The 16,623-nt window shown below is 58.2% G+C and carries 18 protein-coding genes; 7 read left to right on the top strand and 11 right to left on the bottom strand.

What is annotated here, in order from left to right; genetic code table 11:
* Window positions 1–3: 3 nt before the first annotated feature.
* The 6 genes from trpA to ACR3EG_RS06150 all read left to right on the top strand — a co-directional run bounded on the left by trpA (window position 4) and on the right by ACR3EG_RS06150 (window position 5,454).
* Window positions 4–795 (top strand): tryptophan synthase subunit alpha, encoded by a 792-nt coding sequence (gene trpA, locus ACR3EG_RS06175; protein WP_480494197.1) that lies wholly within the window; start codon window positions 4–6, stop codon window positions 793–795.
* Window positions 796–955: 160 nt separating this feature from the next.
* The gene (locus ACR3EG_RS06170) at window positions 956–2,122 is read left to right on the top strand and encodes an alpha-hydroxy acid oxidase (protein ID WP_480494195.1); all 1,167 of its coding nucleotides are present in this window, start codon (window positions 956–958) and stop codon (window positions 2,120–2,122) included.
* 247 nt (window positions 2,123–2,369) lie between these two features.
* Window positions 2,370–3,017: a 50S ribosomal protein L25/general stress protein Ctc gene (locus ACR3EG_RS06165; RefSeq protein ID WP_480494193.1), complete on the top strand. Its 648-nt coding sequence runs from the start codon at window positions 2,370–2,372 to the stop codon at window positions 3,015–3,017.
* Between the two features lie 129 nt (window positions 3,018–3,146).
* A complete protein-coding gene (pth, locus tag ACR3EG_RS06160) occupies window positions 3,147–3,824 on the top strand; it encodes an aminoacyl-tRNA hydrolase (RefSeq protein WP_480494191.1) in 678 nt (225 codons plus the stop codon).
* 82 nt (window positions 3,825–3,906) lie between these two features.
* Window positions 3,907–5,070, top strand: coding sequence for a serine hydrolase domain-containing protein (locus ACR3EG_RS06155; protein WP_480494189.1), 1,164 nt, complete (start codon window positions 3,907–3,909; stop codon window positions 5,068–5,070).
* Between the two features lie 9 nt (window positions 5,071–5,079).
* Window positions 5,080–5,454 (top strand): DUF2237 family protein, encoded by a 375-nt coding sequence (locus tag ACR3EG_RS06150; protein ID WP_480494187.1) that lies wholly within the window; start codon window positions 5,080–5,082, stop codon window positions 5,452–5,454.
* Window positions 5,455–5,520: 66 nt separating this feature from the next.
* Here ACR3EG_RS06150 and trpB read toward each other — a convergent pair whose 3' ends face one another.
* The 8 genes from trpB to ACR3EG_RS06110 form a co-directional block, all read right to left on the bottom strand.
* Window positions 5,521–6,768: a tryptophan synthase subunit beta gene (trpB, locus tag ACR3EG_RS06145; RefSeq protein ID WP_170354864.1), complete on the bottom strand. Its 1,248-nt coding sequence runs from the start codon at window positions 6,766–6,768 to the stop codon at window positions 5,521–5,523.
* Between the two features lie 92 nt (window positions 6,769–6,860).
* On the bottom strand, window positions 6,861–7,511 hold the full coding sequence (locus tag ACR3EG_RS06140) for a phosphoribosylanthranilate isomerase (protein WP_480494185.1): 651 nt from the start codon (window positions 7,509–7,511) through the stop codon (window positions 6,861–6,863).
* A 6-nt stretch (window positions 7,512–7,517) separates the two neighbouring features.
* On the bottom strand, window positions 7,518–7,868 hold the full coding sequence (locus tag ACR3EG_RS06135; RefSeq protein WP_480495907.1) for a LapA family protein: 351 nt from the start codon (window positions 7,866–7,868) through the stop codon (window positions 7,518–7,520).
* Window positions 7,869–7,874: 6 nt separating this feature from the next.
* Complete coding sequence (ihfB, locus tag ACR3EG_RS06130; RefSeq protein ID WP_170354862.1) at window positions 7,875–8,159, bottom strand: integration host factor subunit beta; 285 nt, start codon at window positions 8,157–8,159, stop codon at window positions 7,875–7,877.
* A 270-nt stretch (window positions 8,160–8,429) separates the two neighbouring features.
* The gene (gene rpsA / locus ACR3EG_RS06125; protein WP_480494183.1) at window positions 8,430–10,106 is read right to left on the bottom strand and encodes a 30S ribosomal protein S1; all 1,677 of its coding nucleotides are present in this window, start codon (window positions 10,104–10,106) and stop codon (window positions 8,430–8,432) included.
* A gap of 236 nt (window positions 10,107–10,342) precedes the next feature.
* A complete protein-coding gene (locus tag ACR3EG_RS06120) occupies window positions 10,343–10,615 on the bottom strand; it encodes a DUF6525 family protein (RefSeq protein ID WP_480494181.1) in 273 nt (90 codons plus the stop codon).
* Window positions 10,616–10,789: 174 nt separating this feature from the next.
* Window positions 10,790–12,469, bottom strand: a complete 1,680-nt coding sequence (locus tag ACR3EG_RS06115) for a tryptophan halogenase family protein (protein ID WP_480494179.1) — start codon at window positions 12,467–12,469, stop codon at window positions 10,790–10,792.
* A 133-nt stretch (window positions 12,470–12,602) separates the two neighbouring features.
* A complete protein-coding gene (locus ACR3EG_RS06110; RefSeq protein WP_170354858.1) occupies window positions 12,603–13,136 on the bottom strand; it encodes a hypothetical protein in 534 nt (177 codons plus the stop codon).
* A 218-nt stretch (window positions 13,137–13,354) separates the two neighbouring features.
* Here ACR3EG_RS06110 and ACR3EG_RS06105 point away from each other — a divergent pair, with 218 nt between their 5' ends.
* The gene (locus ACR3EG_RS06105) at window positions 13,355–13,834 is read left to right on the top strand and encodes a YHS domain-containing (seleno)protein (RefSeq protein WP_480494177.1); all 480 of its coding nucleotides are present in this window, start codon (window positions 13,355–13,357) and stop codon (window positions 13,832–13,834) included.
* Window positions 13,835–13,861: 27 nt separating this feature from the next.
* Here the strand turns inward: ACR3EG_RS06105 and cmk are convergent, their stop codons facing one another.
* The 3 genes from cmk to trmB form a co-directional block, all read right to left on the bottom strand.
* The gene (cmk, locus tag ACR3EG_RS06100; RefSeq protein ID WP_480494175.1) at window positions 13,862–14,479 is read right to left on the bottom strand and encodes a (d)CMP kinase; all 618 of its coding nucleotides are present in this window, start codon (window positions 14,477–14,479) and stop codon (window positions 13,862–13,864) included.
* The gene (gene aroA / locus ACR3EG_RS06095; protein ID WP_480494173.1) at window positions 14,476–15,822 is read right to left on the bottom strand and encodes a 3-phosphoshikimate 1-carboxyvinyltransferase; all 1,347 of its coding nucleotides are present in this window, start codon (window positions 15,820–15,822) and stop codon (window positions 14,476–14,478) included. Before aroA ends, cmk begins: the two co-directional genes overlap by 4 nt.
* Before the next feature lie 69 nt (window positions 15,823–15,891).
* Complete coding sequence (trmB, locus tag ACR3EG_RS06090; protein ID WP_480495905.1) at window positions 15,892–16,602, bottom strand: tRNA (guanine(46)-N(7))-methyltransferase TrmB; 711 nt, start codon at window positions 16,600–16,602, stop codon at window positions 15,892–15,894.
* Window positions 16,603–16,623: the final 21 nt, after the last annotated feature.

Here is a 16,623-nt window from a genome sequence, read left to right as displayed (position 1 = left end):
CAGATGACCCGTATCGACGCCAAATTCGCAGCCCTCAAGGCCGAAGGTAAAAAGGCATTCGTTGCCTATATCATGGCCGGAGATCCAGATTTCGACACCTCGCTTGAGATCGTCAAGGGCCTTCCGGCAGCGGGCGTCGACGTGATCGAGCTTGGCTTGCCCTTTACCGACCCCATGGCCGACGGGCCAACCATTCAGGCCGCCGGACAACGCGCGTTGGATGGCGGTATGACCTTGCAGCGTACGCTGGATTTGGCCCGCAGCTTTCGCGAAACCGACGACACGACACCGATCGTCCTGATGGGGTACTATAATCCGATTTACAGCCGCGGCGTCGACAGCTTCCTGAAGGACGCAAAGTCCGCAGGCATCGATGGCTTGATCGTTGTCGACCTTCCGCCAGAAGAAGATGACGAGCTGTGCCTGCCCGCGCAAGCCGCCGGATTGAACTTCATTCGATTGGCCACCCCGACGACCGATGACAAACGCCTGCCCCGTGTGCTTCAGAACACCTCGGGCTTTGTCTACTACGTATCGATTACCGGAATTACCGGCGCGGCCGAGGCGCAAGCCACCAATGTCGGCCCCGAAGTCGCCCGCATCAAGGCCGCCACCGACCTGCCGGTCATCGTTGGGTTTGGGGTCAATACACCCGAAAAATCGAAGGCCATCGCCAGCGTGGCAGACGGCGCAGTGGTCGGCTCGGCTATCGTCAGTCAGATCGCAAAGGGCCAGCCTGTCGCCGAGGTACTCGACTTCGTCAAGACGCTCTCAGATGGGGCACATTCCGCCTGAGACGGCTTGCGACCACTTAATCGCTTTGAAACCGCAGTTGGCCTATGCCGCTGCGGTTTTTCTTTGAACAATCCAGTCACCAACCAACACCAAATGCAGCGTTGCGACGCGGGTCGGGTATTGGTAAACAATTTATACCAATCCTTCGAAAGCTGACCTCATGCCCGTCATCACGAATATTGAAGATCTCAAACGCATCTATGAACGGCGTGTCCCGCGCATGTTCTATGACTACGCAGAAAGCGGAAGCTGGACCGAACAGACCTTTCGCGACAACAGCTCGGATTTCGAAGATATTCGGCTACGCCAACGGGTGGCTGTTGACATGTCTGGGCGGTCAACTGCGTCCAAAATGATCGGGCAGGATGTGACAATGCCAGTCGCGCTGGCTCCGGTTGGTCTGACCGGTATGCAACACGCAGACGGAGAGATGAAGGCCGCCAAAGCCGCCGAAGATTTCGGAGTGCCTTTCACTCTGTCCACCATGTCCATCAATTCGATAGAAGATGTAGCCGAACACACTTCGGCACCATTCTGGTTCCAGCTTTACACCATGAAGGATCAGGATTACGTCAGCCGACTGATCCAACGGGCCAAAGACGCCAAGTGTTCCGCTTTGGTCATCACGCTGGACCTGCAGATCCTGGGGCAGCGCCACAAGGACTTGAAAAACGGCCTGTCTGCGCCTCCAAAGCTGACCCCCAAAACCATCGCGAACCTGATGACCAAATGGTCCTGGGGGATCGAAATGCTGCGCGCCAAACGGCGGGAATTCGGCAATATCGTTGGCCATGTGGACGGTATCTCGGACGCGTCGTCGCTGGGCGCGTGGACGGCCGAACAATTCGACCCCAGCCTCGACTGGAAAAAAGTCGAAAAGCTGATGGAACAATGGGGCGGCAAGGTCATCCTCAAGGGTATCCTGGATGCAGACGACGCCCGGATGGCGGCCAAACTTGGGGCTGATGCCATCGTGGTATCCAATCACGGTGGACGGCAACTGGACGGTGCTCTCAGCTCGATCCGTGTTCTGCCCGAGATCATGGACGCGGTCGGAGGCGATATTGAGGTCCATCTGGACAGCGGCATCCGGTCCGGTCAGGACGTTTTGAAAGCAGTGGCCCTGGGTGCGCAAGGCACCTATATCGGCCGTGCGTTTGTCTATGGTCTGGGGGCGATGGGACAAAAAGGTGTGACCACCGCGCTGGGCGTCATCCAAAAGGAATTCGATACAACCATGGCACTGTGTGGTGAAAGAAAAGTCACCGACCTGGGCCGGCACAATCTATTGGTGCCCGAAGATTTCGGCGGACGTTGGCGCGGGTGATCAGGGGGTGAGGGGGCGCTGCCCCCGCCGCCCGTTCCGGGCGACTCCCCCGAGATATTTAGGGCCAGATGAAGCAACGGATCCGCACTTCATCTGGCTGAAAATACCTCGGAGCGCGAGGCAGAGCCTCGCAATTGGTTGAACCTGTAAAAACCCCTTTCCAAAACAGATGAATCAAGCTAAGGACGCGGCTTCACGCGGGCATACAGCCTTGGAGGATGCCCGCCCTAACATTTGGAGAATTATCATGGCTGGAGAGATTCCTGATCTCGTAGCTCTGGAACGGACGGGGACAGGCAAGGGCGCCGCTCGTCAGACCCGCCGCGAAGGCATGGTTCCGGGCGTTGTATTCGGTGGCGACAAAGACCCACTAGCAATCAAGATCCCGTTCAACGAACTGTTCAAGCGTCTGAAAGCAGGCCGGTTCAAGTCCACTCTGTGGAACCTGAAGGTTGAAGGTCACGAGGACGTCCGCGTCATCTGCCGCGACGTTCAGCGTGACGTTGTCAAAGACCTGCCGACCCACCTGGACCTGATGCGCCTGCGTCGGACCACCAAGATTGCGCTGTTCATCCCCGTTGAGTTCGTCAACGAAGAAGAAGCCCCCGGCATCAAGAAGGGTGGCGTACTGACAGTTGTGCGTCCTGAGGTTGAACTGGTCTGCACCGCCGGTGACATCCCCGAGAAGATCACCATTGATCTGACCGGTCTGAACATCAACGATGTTGTCACCATCTCGGCCGTGGATCTGCCTGCAGGCACCAAGCCCACCATCGACCGTGACTTCGTGATCGCGAACATCTCGGCACCAACCGGTCTGTCGACCAGCGACGACGAAGAAGGTGAAGAAGTGGCCGCAGACGAGGTTGAAGTCGTCGGTCAGGAAGAAGAATAAGTCCAGACGCTTGAGTGACTGGATTGGAAACGGGGTCCGGATGGGCCCCGTTTTCTTTTGCAGGGTTGGGGTGGAAAACCGGTCGCGATCCGTGCCATCAACCTTGTGCAAAGCAACGGGGACGAGATCATGAAGCTGTTCGTCGGTTTGGGGAATCCGGGGGCGAAATATGCCCGCAACCGCCACAATATCGGCTTTATGGCTGTCGACAGGATCGCCCAAGATCACAGCTTTGGCCCTTGGAAGTCCAAGTTTCAGGCCGAGATCGCCGAAGGGCGGCTGGGGCGCGAAAAAGTGCTGTTGATCAAGCCGCAGACTTTCATGAATCGCTCGGGTCAATCTGTTGGCGAAGCGATGCGGTTCTACAAATTAGACTCGACTGATGTGACCGTCTTTCATGATGAGCTTGACCTCGCTCCTGGTAAGGTCCGGGTCAAGGCGGGCGGTGGTCACGCCGGTCACAATGGGCTGCGATCCATCCACGAACATATCAGCCCGGCCTATGATCGCGTGCGACTAGGGATCGGGCATCCGGGGCGCAAAGAGATGGTCTCTCCTTACGTTCTGGGCGACTTTGCCAAGGCTGACTCGGACTGGTTGGAGGACGTGCTGCGCGGCGTCTCAGATGGGGCCGCACATCTTGCCGATGGAGAAAGCGGCAAGTTCATGAATGCGGTTGCCCTACGGACTGCGCCACCGAGATCGTCAAAAACGCCTCAACCGTCCCAATCGGCACCAAAGCCCGCGCCTGAGCCCGAGGTCGATGACCGATCGGCCATGCAAAAACTGCTGGATAAGTTCAAATAGACTCATAGGTCTTGCCGTAACGTCCTGATTGCAGATCGCATCGGGGCGCGGTCCAATACAGCACGCATATGGGAGGAGACATATGAGAACGCTGTTGAAGTGGGTGCTGCGCATCACATTGATGCTGGTACTGGCCGCCGTGGTTGTTGGCTTCTGGAAACGCGAAGAAATTCAGCGACTTATGGCAGTGAATTCGCTATTCAGCGAAGACAAGATTGTCCATAACTTCTCGCATATGGATCAGGCGTTCCTGACGGTCGACCTGCCGCGCGGTGACGGCCCCACCTGGGACCTGCCCTATGGCACTGGCTTTGATCTACCCGAAGGCACCGATCAGTGGATCGAAGACCGGGCTGTGACGTCTCTTCTGGTGATGCAGGATGGTCAGATCCGGTTCGAGGAGTATTACCTGGGCACCACGCCGGAAGACCGCCGGATTTCCTGGTCGGTCGCCAAAAGCTACCTTTCGGCTCTGTTCGGTATCCTATTGGAGGAAGGCGCGATCACCTCGTTGGATGATCAGGTGGTTCAATATGCCCCGCAACTGAAGGGTACGGCCTATGACGGCGCGACCCTGCGCAATGTGCTGAATATGGCCAGCGGCGTCACATTCAACGAGGATTATTTTGACCCCAAGTCAGACATCAACCGTATGGGGCGTGTCGTGGCGTTGGGTGGAAAGCTCGACGACTTTACAGCCTCGCTGCAGGACAATTTCACAGAACCGGGTGAGACCTGGCAGTATGTCTCGATCGACACCCATGTGATTGGAATGGTGATCCGAGGCGCAACCGGGCGCAGCGTCACTGACTTGCTGACCGAAAAGATCATTCAGCCGCTGGGTCTGGAATACGACGGCTATTACGTGACCGACGGTGCCGGGGTTGCCTTTGTTCTAGGTGGCTTGAACTTCACAACTCGGGATTTTGCCCGGTTCGGTCAAATGATCCTGCAGAATGGGCAGCACAACGGTCAGCAACTCGTACCCGCTGATTGGGTCGCCGAATCCGTCCTGCCCAGCGCTCCGACCGAGGCCGGGAAGATCGGTTATGGCTACCAATGGTGGATTCCGGTAGGTGCGCACGAGGGCGAGTTTCTCGCACGGGGCGTTTATGGTCAGTATATCTATTTCGACCAACCCCGCGGCGTTTTGATCGTGACGACTGGCGCGGATCGCAAGTTCCGCGACGATGGCGTAAACGAAGCCAATGTCGAAATGTTTCGCAGTATTGCGCAAAGCCTGTAGGGTGTCGCCATGCAAAAACAGGACAGCATCAACGTGCTGGGGGGCGTTCTGGCCCCCTGCTCCCAAGACCCTCTGACCGGGTTCTTTCGTGACGGGGCCTGCAATACGTGCCCCGAAGATCAGGGCAGCCATACGGTCTGCGCCGTGATGACGGCCGAGTTTCTGGCCTTTTCCAAGTATGTCGGCAACGACCTCAGCACGCCGCGCCCCGAGTTCAACTTTCCCGGTCTCAACCCCGGAGACAGTTGGTGCCTTTGCGCCAGCCGTTTTCTACAGGCCCATGACGAAGGGTGTGCGCCTAAAGTGCACCTTGAAGCAACCCATCAGCGCGCTTTGGACATCGTCTCTCTGACGATTCTGACAGAGCATTCCAACGCAGATTAAACAGGTGGTCGGACAAAAAAAGGCGCGCTCAAGCAGGCGCGCCTTTTGTGGTTTTCGCAATCGGGTTTAGTCGGCGCTGCGGCCCTCTGTATCCGACATATCAAAGTTCAGATACTTGGCTACGGTCTGCACGTCCTTATCGCCCCGCCCACACATGTTCATACAGATCAGGTGATCTTTGGGAAGTTCGGGCGCAATTTTCATAACGTGAGCTAGCGCGTGGCTGGGCTCCAGCGCGGGGATGATGCCTTCGGTGGCGCAGCACAGCTGGAACGCCTCCAACGCCTCTTTGTCAGTGATCGAGACGTATTGCGCGCGGCCGATGTCGTGCAGCCAGGAATGCTCGGGCCCGATGCCCGGATAGTCCAGACCGGCAGAGATCGAGTAGCCCTCAAGAATCTGCCCATCATCATCCTGCAGCAGATAGGTGCGGTTGCCGTGCAACACACCGGGTCGCCCGCCGGTCAATGATGCGCAATGCTCCATCTTCTCGTTCACACCTTTGCCACCGGCCTCGACACCGATGATATTCACCGATTTGTCGTCAAGGAACGGATAGAACAGACCCATCGCGTTCGATCCGCCACCGATGGCGGCAATAATCGTGTCGGGCAGACGGCCTTCGGCCTTCATCATCTGCTCTTTCGCTTCCTTGCCGATGATCGACTGGAAATCGCGGACCATCGCCGGGTACGGGTGCGGCCCGGCCACGGTGCCGATGCAATAGAACGTGTCGCGCACATTGGTCACCCAGTCGCGCAGCGCATCATTCATCGCGTCTTTCAGCGTGCCTCGGCCGGACGTGACCGGAATCACCTCGGCCCCCAGCAGGCGCATACGGAACACGTTGGGGGCCTGACGCTGCACATCATGGGCACCCATATAAACGATACACTTCAAACCGAACTTGGCGCAGACGGTGGCGGTGGCCACGCCGTGCTGCCCCGCGCCGGTCTCGGCGATGATCCGGGTCTTGCCCATACGGCGCGCCAGAATGATCTGCCCCAGCACGTTGTTGATCTTGTGCGCGCCGGTGTGGTTCAGCTCATCACGTTTCAGGTAAATCTTCGCGCCGCCCAAGTGTTCGGTCAGACGTTCCGCGTAATACAGCGGCGAGGGGCGGCCCACATAGTTCGCCCACAGATCATCCATCTCGGCCCAGAAAGTCGGATCGTCTTTCGCCTTCTCGTATTCCTCTTCCAGCGACAGGATCAGCGGCATCAGGGTCTCGCTGACAAACCGTCCGCCGAAGATGCCAAAACGGCCCTGCTCATCGGGGCCGGACATGAAGGAATTGAAAAGATCGTTGGCCATGGCTGTCTCCGTCATCTTACCTGTCGTTCATAGGAGGTAGCGGCAGGATTTGCCATGGCAAAACGCACTCGCTCAATGCTTTGCCAGACGCGTCAACCGGTCGCGTTTGCCGCAGCGATAAAGGCCCGCATCAGATCGGCATCCTTGATACCCGGCGCACTTTCCACACCCGAGGCAACGTCAACCTGACGTGCACCGGTCATCCGGATCGCCTCGGCCACGTTATCGGGGTTCAAGCCACCGGCCAGCATCCACGGCTTGCGCCAATATTTGCGCCCGGCCAGCAAACGCCAATCAAAGGCCAACCCGTTTCCACCCGGCAACACCGCGTTTTTGGGGGCCTTGGCATCAACCAACAACTGGTCGGCAACATCGCTGTAGGTGTCTATGGCTTCCAGGTCCTTGGCATCAGCCACGCCAACCACCTTGATGACTGGCAGACCGTAACGCGCTTTGACTTCCTGCACACGTTCTACGCTTTCCGACCCGTGTAGCTGTAACATGTCGAACGGGGCAGCTGCGGTAATGCTGTCCAGCAACGTATCAGATGCGTTCACCACCAAGGCCACTTTTGCCACACCGACAGGGACGTGATCCGTTAGTTGGGCGGCTTGCTCCGGCGAGACATAGCGCGGTGATTTCGGAAAGAAGTTGAACCCCAGATACCGCGCGCCTGCGTCTGCTGCGGCGCGCACGTGGTCAGCGGCGGTCAGGCCGCAAATTTTGACCGCTACATCGGACATGTTAGCTTAGCTGGCCTCGTCCAGAATGGCGAGGACCTCATCCTTGCCTTCGTTCTGCTTTTTCTTGAGCTTTTTGACTTCGCGTTCAAGTTTGCGAACTTCACCGGTTTTGGCCGACGCATCTGCACGGTGCTTATGCTCACGCAGCCATTCCCAGAGGAACCCGATAATCAGGCCCGCAACAACGCTGCCCAGAACCACAAGGAACAAGGGCAGAGAGGTGCTGATATTGAACCCTAGCAAATCGGCAATAGCCTGTGGCATCAGGGTCAGTTCAACGGCTTCGCCGTTGGCCAGCGAAACCGAGATCAGAACGATCGCGAGGATCGCCAAAAAAGCATATCTAACGTAGCGCATCATGCCTTAGGCTTTACCGTTCAAACGGTCCCTTAGCAACTTGCCAGTCTTGAAAAACGGAACACTTTTTTCTTCGACCTGAACGGTCTCGCCGGTACGGGGGTTTCGGCCCACCCGCGCGTCGCGCTGTTTGACCGAAAATGCACCAAAACCACGCAGTTCAACCCGATCACCACGGGCCATGGCATCCGTCACTTCTTCAAACACGGTATTCACGATCCGCTCGACGTCGCGTTGATACAAATGCGGGTTCTCGTCGGCGATTTTCTGAATCAATTCTGAACGGATCATGTGCGTTACCCTCCCAGGCGACCGGATTACCATGTCTATTATTCTGAACAGTATAGGAAAAAACTTAGTTCGGGGGAACGTTGACTCTGTCTGCTAGGCCTTGATTCTGCCTCAAACTCACGCGATTTTTCGCCCGTTCACAGGAATTGACCCCCTAAAGCATGAACAGTTGGTGAATATAGCTCAAAATTCAGAACATATTGATTCGCAACAAAAACGGCCCCGCACTCATGTACGGGGCCGTAAAACTGTTTGGACTTAGGTCCGGACTTAGTCGCCCGACTTCAGAGCTGCGCCCAGGATATCGCCCAGAGATGCGCCCGAGTCGGAGGAACCGTACTGTTCCACGGCCTCTTTCTCTTCGGCGATTTCGCGTGCTTTGATCGACAGGCCCAGACGGCGGGTCTTGCTGTCGACGTTGGTGACGCGGACGTCGACCTTGTCGCCAGTGTTGAAACGCTCGGGGCGCTGCTCGGCACGGTCACGCGACAGGTCCGAACGGCGGATGAAGGACTTCATGCCTTCGTATTCCACCTCGATACCACCATCTTCGATCGCGGTGACCTCAACGGTGATGACCGAACCACGCTTCACGCCGCCCACGGCTTCGGCGAACTTGTCACCGCCCAGGGCTTTGATCGACAGCGAGATACGCTCTTTCTCGACGTCCACTTCCGAAACAACGGCCGAAACCATGTCGCCTTTGCGATAGTTCTGGATCGCATCCTCGCCACGCTCGTCCCAGGACAGGTCGGACAGGTGAACCATGCCGTCGATGTCGCCTTCGAGGCCAATGAACAGACCGAATTCGGTGATGTTCTTGACTTCGCCTTCGACCTCGGTGCCCTCGGGGTGTGTTTCTGCAAACACTTCCCACGGGTTGCGCTGAGTCTGCTTCAGGCCCAGAGACACGCGACGCTTGGCGCCGTCGATTTCCAGAACCATGACGTCGACTTCCTGGCTGGTCGAAACGATCTTGCCGGGGTGGACGTTTTTCTTGGTCCAGGACATCTCGGACACGTGCACCAGACCTTCGACACCGGCTTCCAGTTCGACGAACGCGCCGTAATCGGTGATGTTGGTGACGCGACCCTGATGGACCGAGCCCAGCGGGTATTTCGCAGCAACCAGATCCCACGGATCTTCCTGCAGCTGCTTCATGCCCAGGCTGATGCGGTGGGTCTCTTTGTTGATCTTGATGACCTGAACCTTGATGGTTTCGCCGATCGTCAGGATCTCGGACGGGTGGTTCACACGGCGCCATGCCATGTCGGTGACGTGCAGCAGGCCGTCAACGCCGCCCAGGTCAACAAATGCACCGTATTCGGTGATGTTCTTGACAACACCCTCGACGGTCTGACCTTCGGACAGGTTGCCGATGACTTCGGCACGCTGTTCGGCACGCGATTCTTCCAGGATTGCGCGGCGCGACACAACGATGTTGCCACGGCGGCGGTCCATTTTCAGAATCTGGAACGGCTGCTTCAGACCCATCAGCGGGCCAGCGTCGCGCACGGGGCGCACATCAACCTGCGAGCCGGGCAGGAACGCAACTGCGCCACCCAGATCGACGGTGAAGCCACCTTTGACGCGACCAAAGATTGCACCTTCGACGCGCTGGTCGTCGGCATATGCTTTTTCCAGACGGTCCCATGCCTCTTCACGGCGGGCCATCTCGCGCGAGATGACGGCTTCGCCACGGGCGTTTTCTGCGGCGCGCAGGTAGACTTCTACCTCATCACCAACAGCGATTTCAGGGGCTTCGCCGGGATTTGCGAATTCTTTCAGATCAACGCGGCCTTCCATTTTGTAGCCGACGTCGATGATGGCTTGGCCGGCTTCGATCGCCAGAACCTTGCCTTTGACAACAGAACCCTCTTCGGGTGTGTCCATTTCGAAGCTTTCGTTCAGGAGGGCTTCGAATTCCTCCATGGTTGTATCAGCCATGTGGCAGTGTTTTCCTTTACAAGTGTTTTTTCTGGCCGAGCGGTTGTCTCCGCCGGTCTTGATTCAGGTGCCTTGCAAGCGTGATCCGGTGCGCATCTGACTACACAAACACAAAGGGCCGAGGTAACCCGGCCCTGCTCAGATACGTCATCCGGACGTTGACCGCCCGTGTTAAGACAGCGCGCGTATAGGCCGATTTCAGGCAATGCGCAAGAGCAAAGCCCTTAATTGCCAGCTTATGCGCATTCTTTGCCCGTCCAGACGACCGAGTCCCTTTCCAACATAGACTGCTCGATTGCATCAAGCGGCGACAGGGCTTCGGCGGCATTTGCCGATCCACCCGAACGATTCCAGATTTTCAGGGCCGAGGAAGGGCTCCAAGGTAAGCACGCGTCTGCCAGCCAGGCGCGCAATTCAGAGGGCAACGAGTCGTATGCCTGCATCGGACACGTGCACCGCCGCCGGCGTTTCAGATTACTGCGCAGGTTACGGCCGCTTCGCCTGACCATCCCGCGTTTAAAATGTGTGTCATCTTCAAAATGCACCGTTGGCCTCATCACAATTTGTGATGTTATTACATACCATATCGCGACCAACAAGGGTTCTCATCAAAGAAAAGGGGCAGGATTTTGCCCTGCCCCCAAGTTTGGTCTGAACATTTTTTTGCACCGCGCAAGGTACTGCTAAAAGAGTTGCAAATCCTTTGCGCCGCTTTGAATTTCAGCAAAGTTCGGCATGTTCTGGACGGCCAAAGGCGCCGGTTTTAACCCTGGCATCGCCACTGTCGGCCTTGCCGGCTTACCGAAGGCCGGTTTTTCCAACTCACCGCGAATGTCGCGTAGCAATGTCTTATGATCTGGCATGGACTTAAGGATCTGAGCCAGATCCACCTTCGCGCCCTTCCACCATTGGAACCAAATCGGTTTTTTCAACGGACGAACGCGGTCGCGAATACCAGTTCCATAGCCGGTGTCGTAGACCTGTTTGCCTAGTAACACTGTTTGGAAAACGCGATGGTCGAACAGAGTGGCAAACTCGACATCGTGCTGCATAGGCAAACGGTGCTGCCAAAGCTCAAGGTTCTCAGCCAACCGGTCGGGAATTTTCATCTCGGTCCGTGCGTCGATCCAATATTGATCATCCGTGCGGTTGCCCAGCCGGTAATGCAGACAAATGAATTCGAGCACCTCATCATAGAGCTTGTCCATCTGCCGGTTGTAGCGCGCGCGTAGTGACGGCTCGATATCACGCGTCGGCAGGTGTTCGGCGAACCAGCGGATCGCATGGTCGATCATGTGGATCGCAGTGCTCTCCAACGGTTCGATGAAACCGCCTGACAGGCCGATGGCAACGCAGTTCTTTACCCAGGCGTTTCGCACCCTCCCAACGCGCATCGGGATAACGCGCGGCGTCAGTCCCTTGCCGCTGTCGCCCAACCATTCAAGATACTCGTCCGCCGCCTGATCATCCGTTCGATGCGCCGAGGAATACACATAGCCGGTGCCCACTCGGTTAAACAAAGGCACGCGCCACGTCCAACCGGCCCCCAGGGCCGTGGACCGTGTGGCACTCTCGATCTTGTCCGGATCAGGATGTTCGATCTGCAATGCCATCGCCCGGTCATTGGGCAGATAGTCCGAGTAATCCATGAACGGCTCACCCAGAGCCTGATTGATGATTAACCCACGGAAACCGGTGCAATCCACAACCATCTCGATGTCATGGCGACCTTTACGCTCTAACATCAGGTGGCTGACATTGCCTTGTTCGTCCAATTCAACCGACTGGACCTCGTCCTGAATGTGCTCGACACCGCGCTTGGTGCAAACCCTGGTCAGCATCCCTGCGAATTTCACCGCATCCAAATGATACGCGTAGCCAAACCGCTGCTCGAATTCCGGTGCGCCCAGCGGTCGCGCGCCTTTGCAGAGACGGGCCAAATCGTCATGCGGAGCGATCGATTGCGTGAAATCCCGATCCCCATTGCCAAATCGCAAGTAATACTCGGCCGCTTCAAGCCCTTCCAGCATTTGGCCATGAGCAAACGGGTTCATATAATCGATACGGTTACCTTTGGCGTCCTTGTTCCAGTTGCAGAACTTCACACCCAGCTTGAAGGAAGCGTTGGTTTCGCGAAAGAAATCCCGTTCAGCTATTCCAGCCTGCCGGAGCGTCACCGGCATACGAGGAACCGTTGCTTCGCCCACACCCACAGTCGAAATATTCGGGCTTTCGATCAGACATATCCGCGGCCGATCTTTTGGCGCCGATGTCCGGGACAACACCATCTCAAGGATAAGTGCGGTCATCCACCCGGCTGTACCGCCACCCACAATGGTGATTTCGCGCAATCGATTGTTCATTCTGCTCCCCCCTTTTTTGTTTTGGGGAACTATAACAGTTTTCCCGCACCGGGCCAGAGCCTATGACATAGGCGTTGAGCGCGCCAAAACGGCGTGTCGGACAAGCATCAGAACGCGCACAATTGCGCCTGCGTCAAATCTCTTCGCCTTTCTTCAAAAGCTCATCAATCAATTCGCGCTGCAGGCCCTGACTGTCACCACCGCCGAATTCTGCAGCACCGCCTGAATAGAGGGTGCCGTATGTCTTGGCGATGTTAACCGTTTGGGCCAGACCCGAGATCAGCTGGTCTTTTTCCAACGTGGACAACGGATGAATATAGGCCGCCCACAAGGTACCGTTGGCGATCGCATAACGCGCATCCAGCGTACTGTCGAAATTCGCCTGCATCATGCGCTGCAGGTCCGCGGGTGACAGATCAGCCGCGCTGCTAATCGACACCATGGCCCGCATCCGATCGGCGTTTACATCCGTGATGACCAGAACCGGAGTATCCCCGACCGTCAGCTGAAAACCAGGCCCCTGCGGCAGCGCCTCCGGATCCAAAGCGAACAGAATTTTTCCTAGCCGCTCATAGGTCATGGGCGGTTCCAACTCAGGAGCGTCCTGCGCCTCTTGAGCGGCCAGACCTGTGGCCAGAACTATCAGAAAAAGGGCTAGTCGGATCATCGCATCGCTCCTGCAGGTTGCCCATTGAGCATATGAGGATCAAACGACACTGGCCAAACAAAGCTTGGTGAGGAGAACCTTCCAAACGATCAGAATATCGGACGATCTGCAAAGTTTTTAAGCTCGTCAAACATAGTCCGTTCAACTCCTGACGCCTAGGTTTGTTTCAGCGGCGGGCAAACCGGCCGCGCCCAGCTTAAATGATGAAAGGAAACGCAATGAAATCCCTGGTTCTGACCACTCTGATCGCCACCCTGCCCCTGATCGCCGCCCCGGCCTTTGCCGCAGATGAAATCAACGTCTCGAACGGTATCTCGGCGGCGGGCGCGCCGCTGGCCGCACATGGGGTCGATCTGGTGGCGCTGGTCAATGACGGCAATCCGGTCGATGGCTTTGCCACCCATTCTGCGACCTATGACGGCGCGTCCTACTATTTCACCAACGCCGAAAACCTTGCCGCGTTCGAGGCCAACCCTGCCGCCTATCTGCCGCAGCATGGTGGGTTCTGCTCGTTCGGAGTGTCGGTTGGCAAGAAATTCGACGGTGACCCAGATCAGTATCTGGTCGCAGACGGCAAACTGTACCTCTTTCTGAACGCCGAAACCCGTGCCGCGTTTTTGAAAGACGTGCCTGGCACGGCAAAAACCGCTGATGGCCAATGGTCAAAGATCAAAAGCGTCGCAGTCGGCGAGCTTTAACCCACCTCCAAGCGAAAGCTCGCGGCGTTACGGCGTCGCGGGCTTTTTCTGTTCGATCAGCGCGATGGCCTGCGCCAAAGCGTCCTCGATGCTCAGATCCGAGGTGTCCAGTTGCACCGCATCCTCGGCCGGTTTCATCGGGGCCGTGCTGCGCTCGGTATCCCGCGCGTCGCGTTCGCGCACATCAGCCAGAACCTGATCGCGGGTGACATCGGCACCCTTGGCGCTAAGCTCAAGGTAACGCCGCTCGGCCCGGACCTCGGCGCTGGCGGTTACGAACAACTTCGCCTCGGCATTGGGGCAAATGACAGTGCCAATATCGCGCCCGTCCAGAACCGCACCCCCGACCCGCCGCGCAAAGGCGCGCTGGAAATCGACCAGAGCCGCGCGAACCTCTGGGATTACCGCCACTTTCGAGGCCGCCTGCGCGATCTCGGCGGTGCGCAGATCACCCTGCTGCAATTCCTCGGCGGTCAGGACTTGCGCCGCGGTGATGGGCTCCATCCCCTCAAGCGTCCGCCTGCCAACCGCGCGGTATAGCAGCCCTGTATCCAGATGGGCAAAGCCGAAATGCGTAGCAACGGCCTTAGAGATCGTGCCCTTCCCCGCCGCCGCTGGACCGTCTATGGCGACAGTAAAACTCATGCGCGTTCGACCTTGGCGCCCAGCGTCGCCATCAGCGGTTCAAAGATCGGGAACGAGGTTGCAATCGGGCCGCCATCATCAACCGAGATCGGCGTTTTCGCTCCCATGCCCATCACCATGAACGACATGGCGATGCGGTGGTCCAGAAAGCTCTCACAGGTACCGCCGCCGGGAACATTTCCGATGCCCAGACCGTCAACCGACCACCATTCCTCACCCTCTTCCACGGTCACACCATTGGCGCGCAACCCGCGGGCCATGGCGTCGATCCGGTCGCTTTCCTTGACGCGCAGCTCTTTCACGCCGCCCATCATCGTGGTGCCGGTGGCGTTGGCCGCAATCACGGACAGCACCGGGTATTCGTCGATCATCGAGGCCGCACGTTCCGGCGGCACGTTGATGCCCTTCATGTTGGGCGAGTATTTCGCGCGCAGATCGGCAACGGGCTCGCCGCCTTCTTCGCGTTCGTTTTCATAGGTCAAGTCCGCACCCATTTCGCGCAGCGTGGTAAACAGCCCGGCGCGGGTCGGGTTCAGGCCAATCCCCGGCACCAACACATCCGAACCGGGCGTGATCAACGCGGCGCAAACCGGAAACGCCGCGCTGGACGGATCGCGCGGAACGGCGATGACCTGCGGTTTCAACTCGGGGCGACCGGTCAAGGTGATCACCCGGCCCTCATCGGTATCCTCAACGGTGATCTCTGCGCCAAACCCGGCCAGCATCCGCTCCGAATGGTCGCGGGTGGCCTCTTTCTCGATTACCACGGTTTTGCCCGGCGCGTTCAGCCCGGCCAGCAGCACGGCAGATTTCACCTGCGCCGACGGAACGGGAACCTCATAGCGCACCGGAACAGGTTCAGCCGCACCCACAATGGTCATCGGTAAACGCCCGCCCGAGCGGCCAACGGCTTGCGCCCCAAACAACGCCAGCGGGTCCGTGACCCGCGCCATGGGGCGTTTGTTCAGGCTGGCATCGCCGGTAAACGTGGCCGAGATCGGGCAGGTCGCCATTGCACCCATGATCAGCCGTACCCCGGTGCCCGAGTTGCCGCAGTCGATCACCTGATCTGGCTCGGCAAAGCCGCCAACGCCGACGCCATGCACCGTCCAGTCTCCGCCGCCGTGATCCGTGACCTCGGCCCCAAAGGCGCGCATCGCCTTGGCGGTATCCAGAACATCCTCACCTTCCAGCAGGCCGGAAATCTTCGTCTCACCCACTGCCATCGCGCCCAAAATCAGCGACCGGTGCGAGATCGACTTGTCGCCGGGCACCTCTGCCGTGCCGGTCAGCGGACCGCAGGGATACGAGGTCATCGGGATGGGCGTGCCGTGTCCGGACATGGGGGCTCCTGTTTTCGCTATCAGTGCCTTAGCCGATTAGCGAATTGGGGCCAGATGGTCCAGCCGCAATCAGTCCTTACGGCGGAAGGTCAGGTAATGCGGTACGCGCCCCTCACGCAGAGCCTTCTGTTCGTAACGGGTGGAAATCCAATCATCCCACGGCTCGCGCCAATCGGTGGGACGCTCGGCCAGCCATTCGAAACCTGCGCGCGGCACCTCTTCCAGCGTTTGGCGAACATAATCGGGAATGTCCGTGGCGACCCGAAAGATCGAACCGGATTTCAGCGCCCGCGCCAGCGGCTCCAGATGCTCGGGCGTCACGAACCGACGGCGATGGTGCCGCGTCTTTGGCCAGGGATCGGGGTACAGCAGGAACGCGCGCGAGATGCTGGCCTCGGGCAACACGTCAAACAGATCGCGCGCATCGCCGGGATGAACAGCGAGGTTCTCAACCCCAGCCTGCCGGATTTTGCCCAACAACATGGCGACACCGTTGATATAGGGCTCGGCTCCGATGATGCCGATATCGGGGTTGCTGGCCGCCTGATGCACCAGATGCTCACCACCGCCAAAGCCGACCTCAAGCCAGACATCCCGCCCGCCAAACAGCGCCTGCAGGTCCAGCGGGTTGCGTTCGGGGTTGCTCTCCCAATCCACCGCGCCGGGGGCCAGCGCATCGAGGTCTTCGCTCAGATACGTCTTTTGACTGGGCTTCAGGGTCTTGCCCTTGAAGCGACCATAAAAGTTTCTGCGGGGGCGTTGGGGTGTCTCGGTGCTCATGGCCGTGCCCATACTGCGCAG

Source organism: Ruegeria sp. AM7 (genome assembly GCF_056535965.1).
The sequence above is the reverse complement of the archived record's forward strand: the minus strand, read 5'-3'. Positions and strand labels throughout refer to the sequence as shown.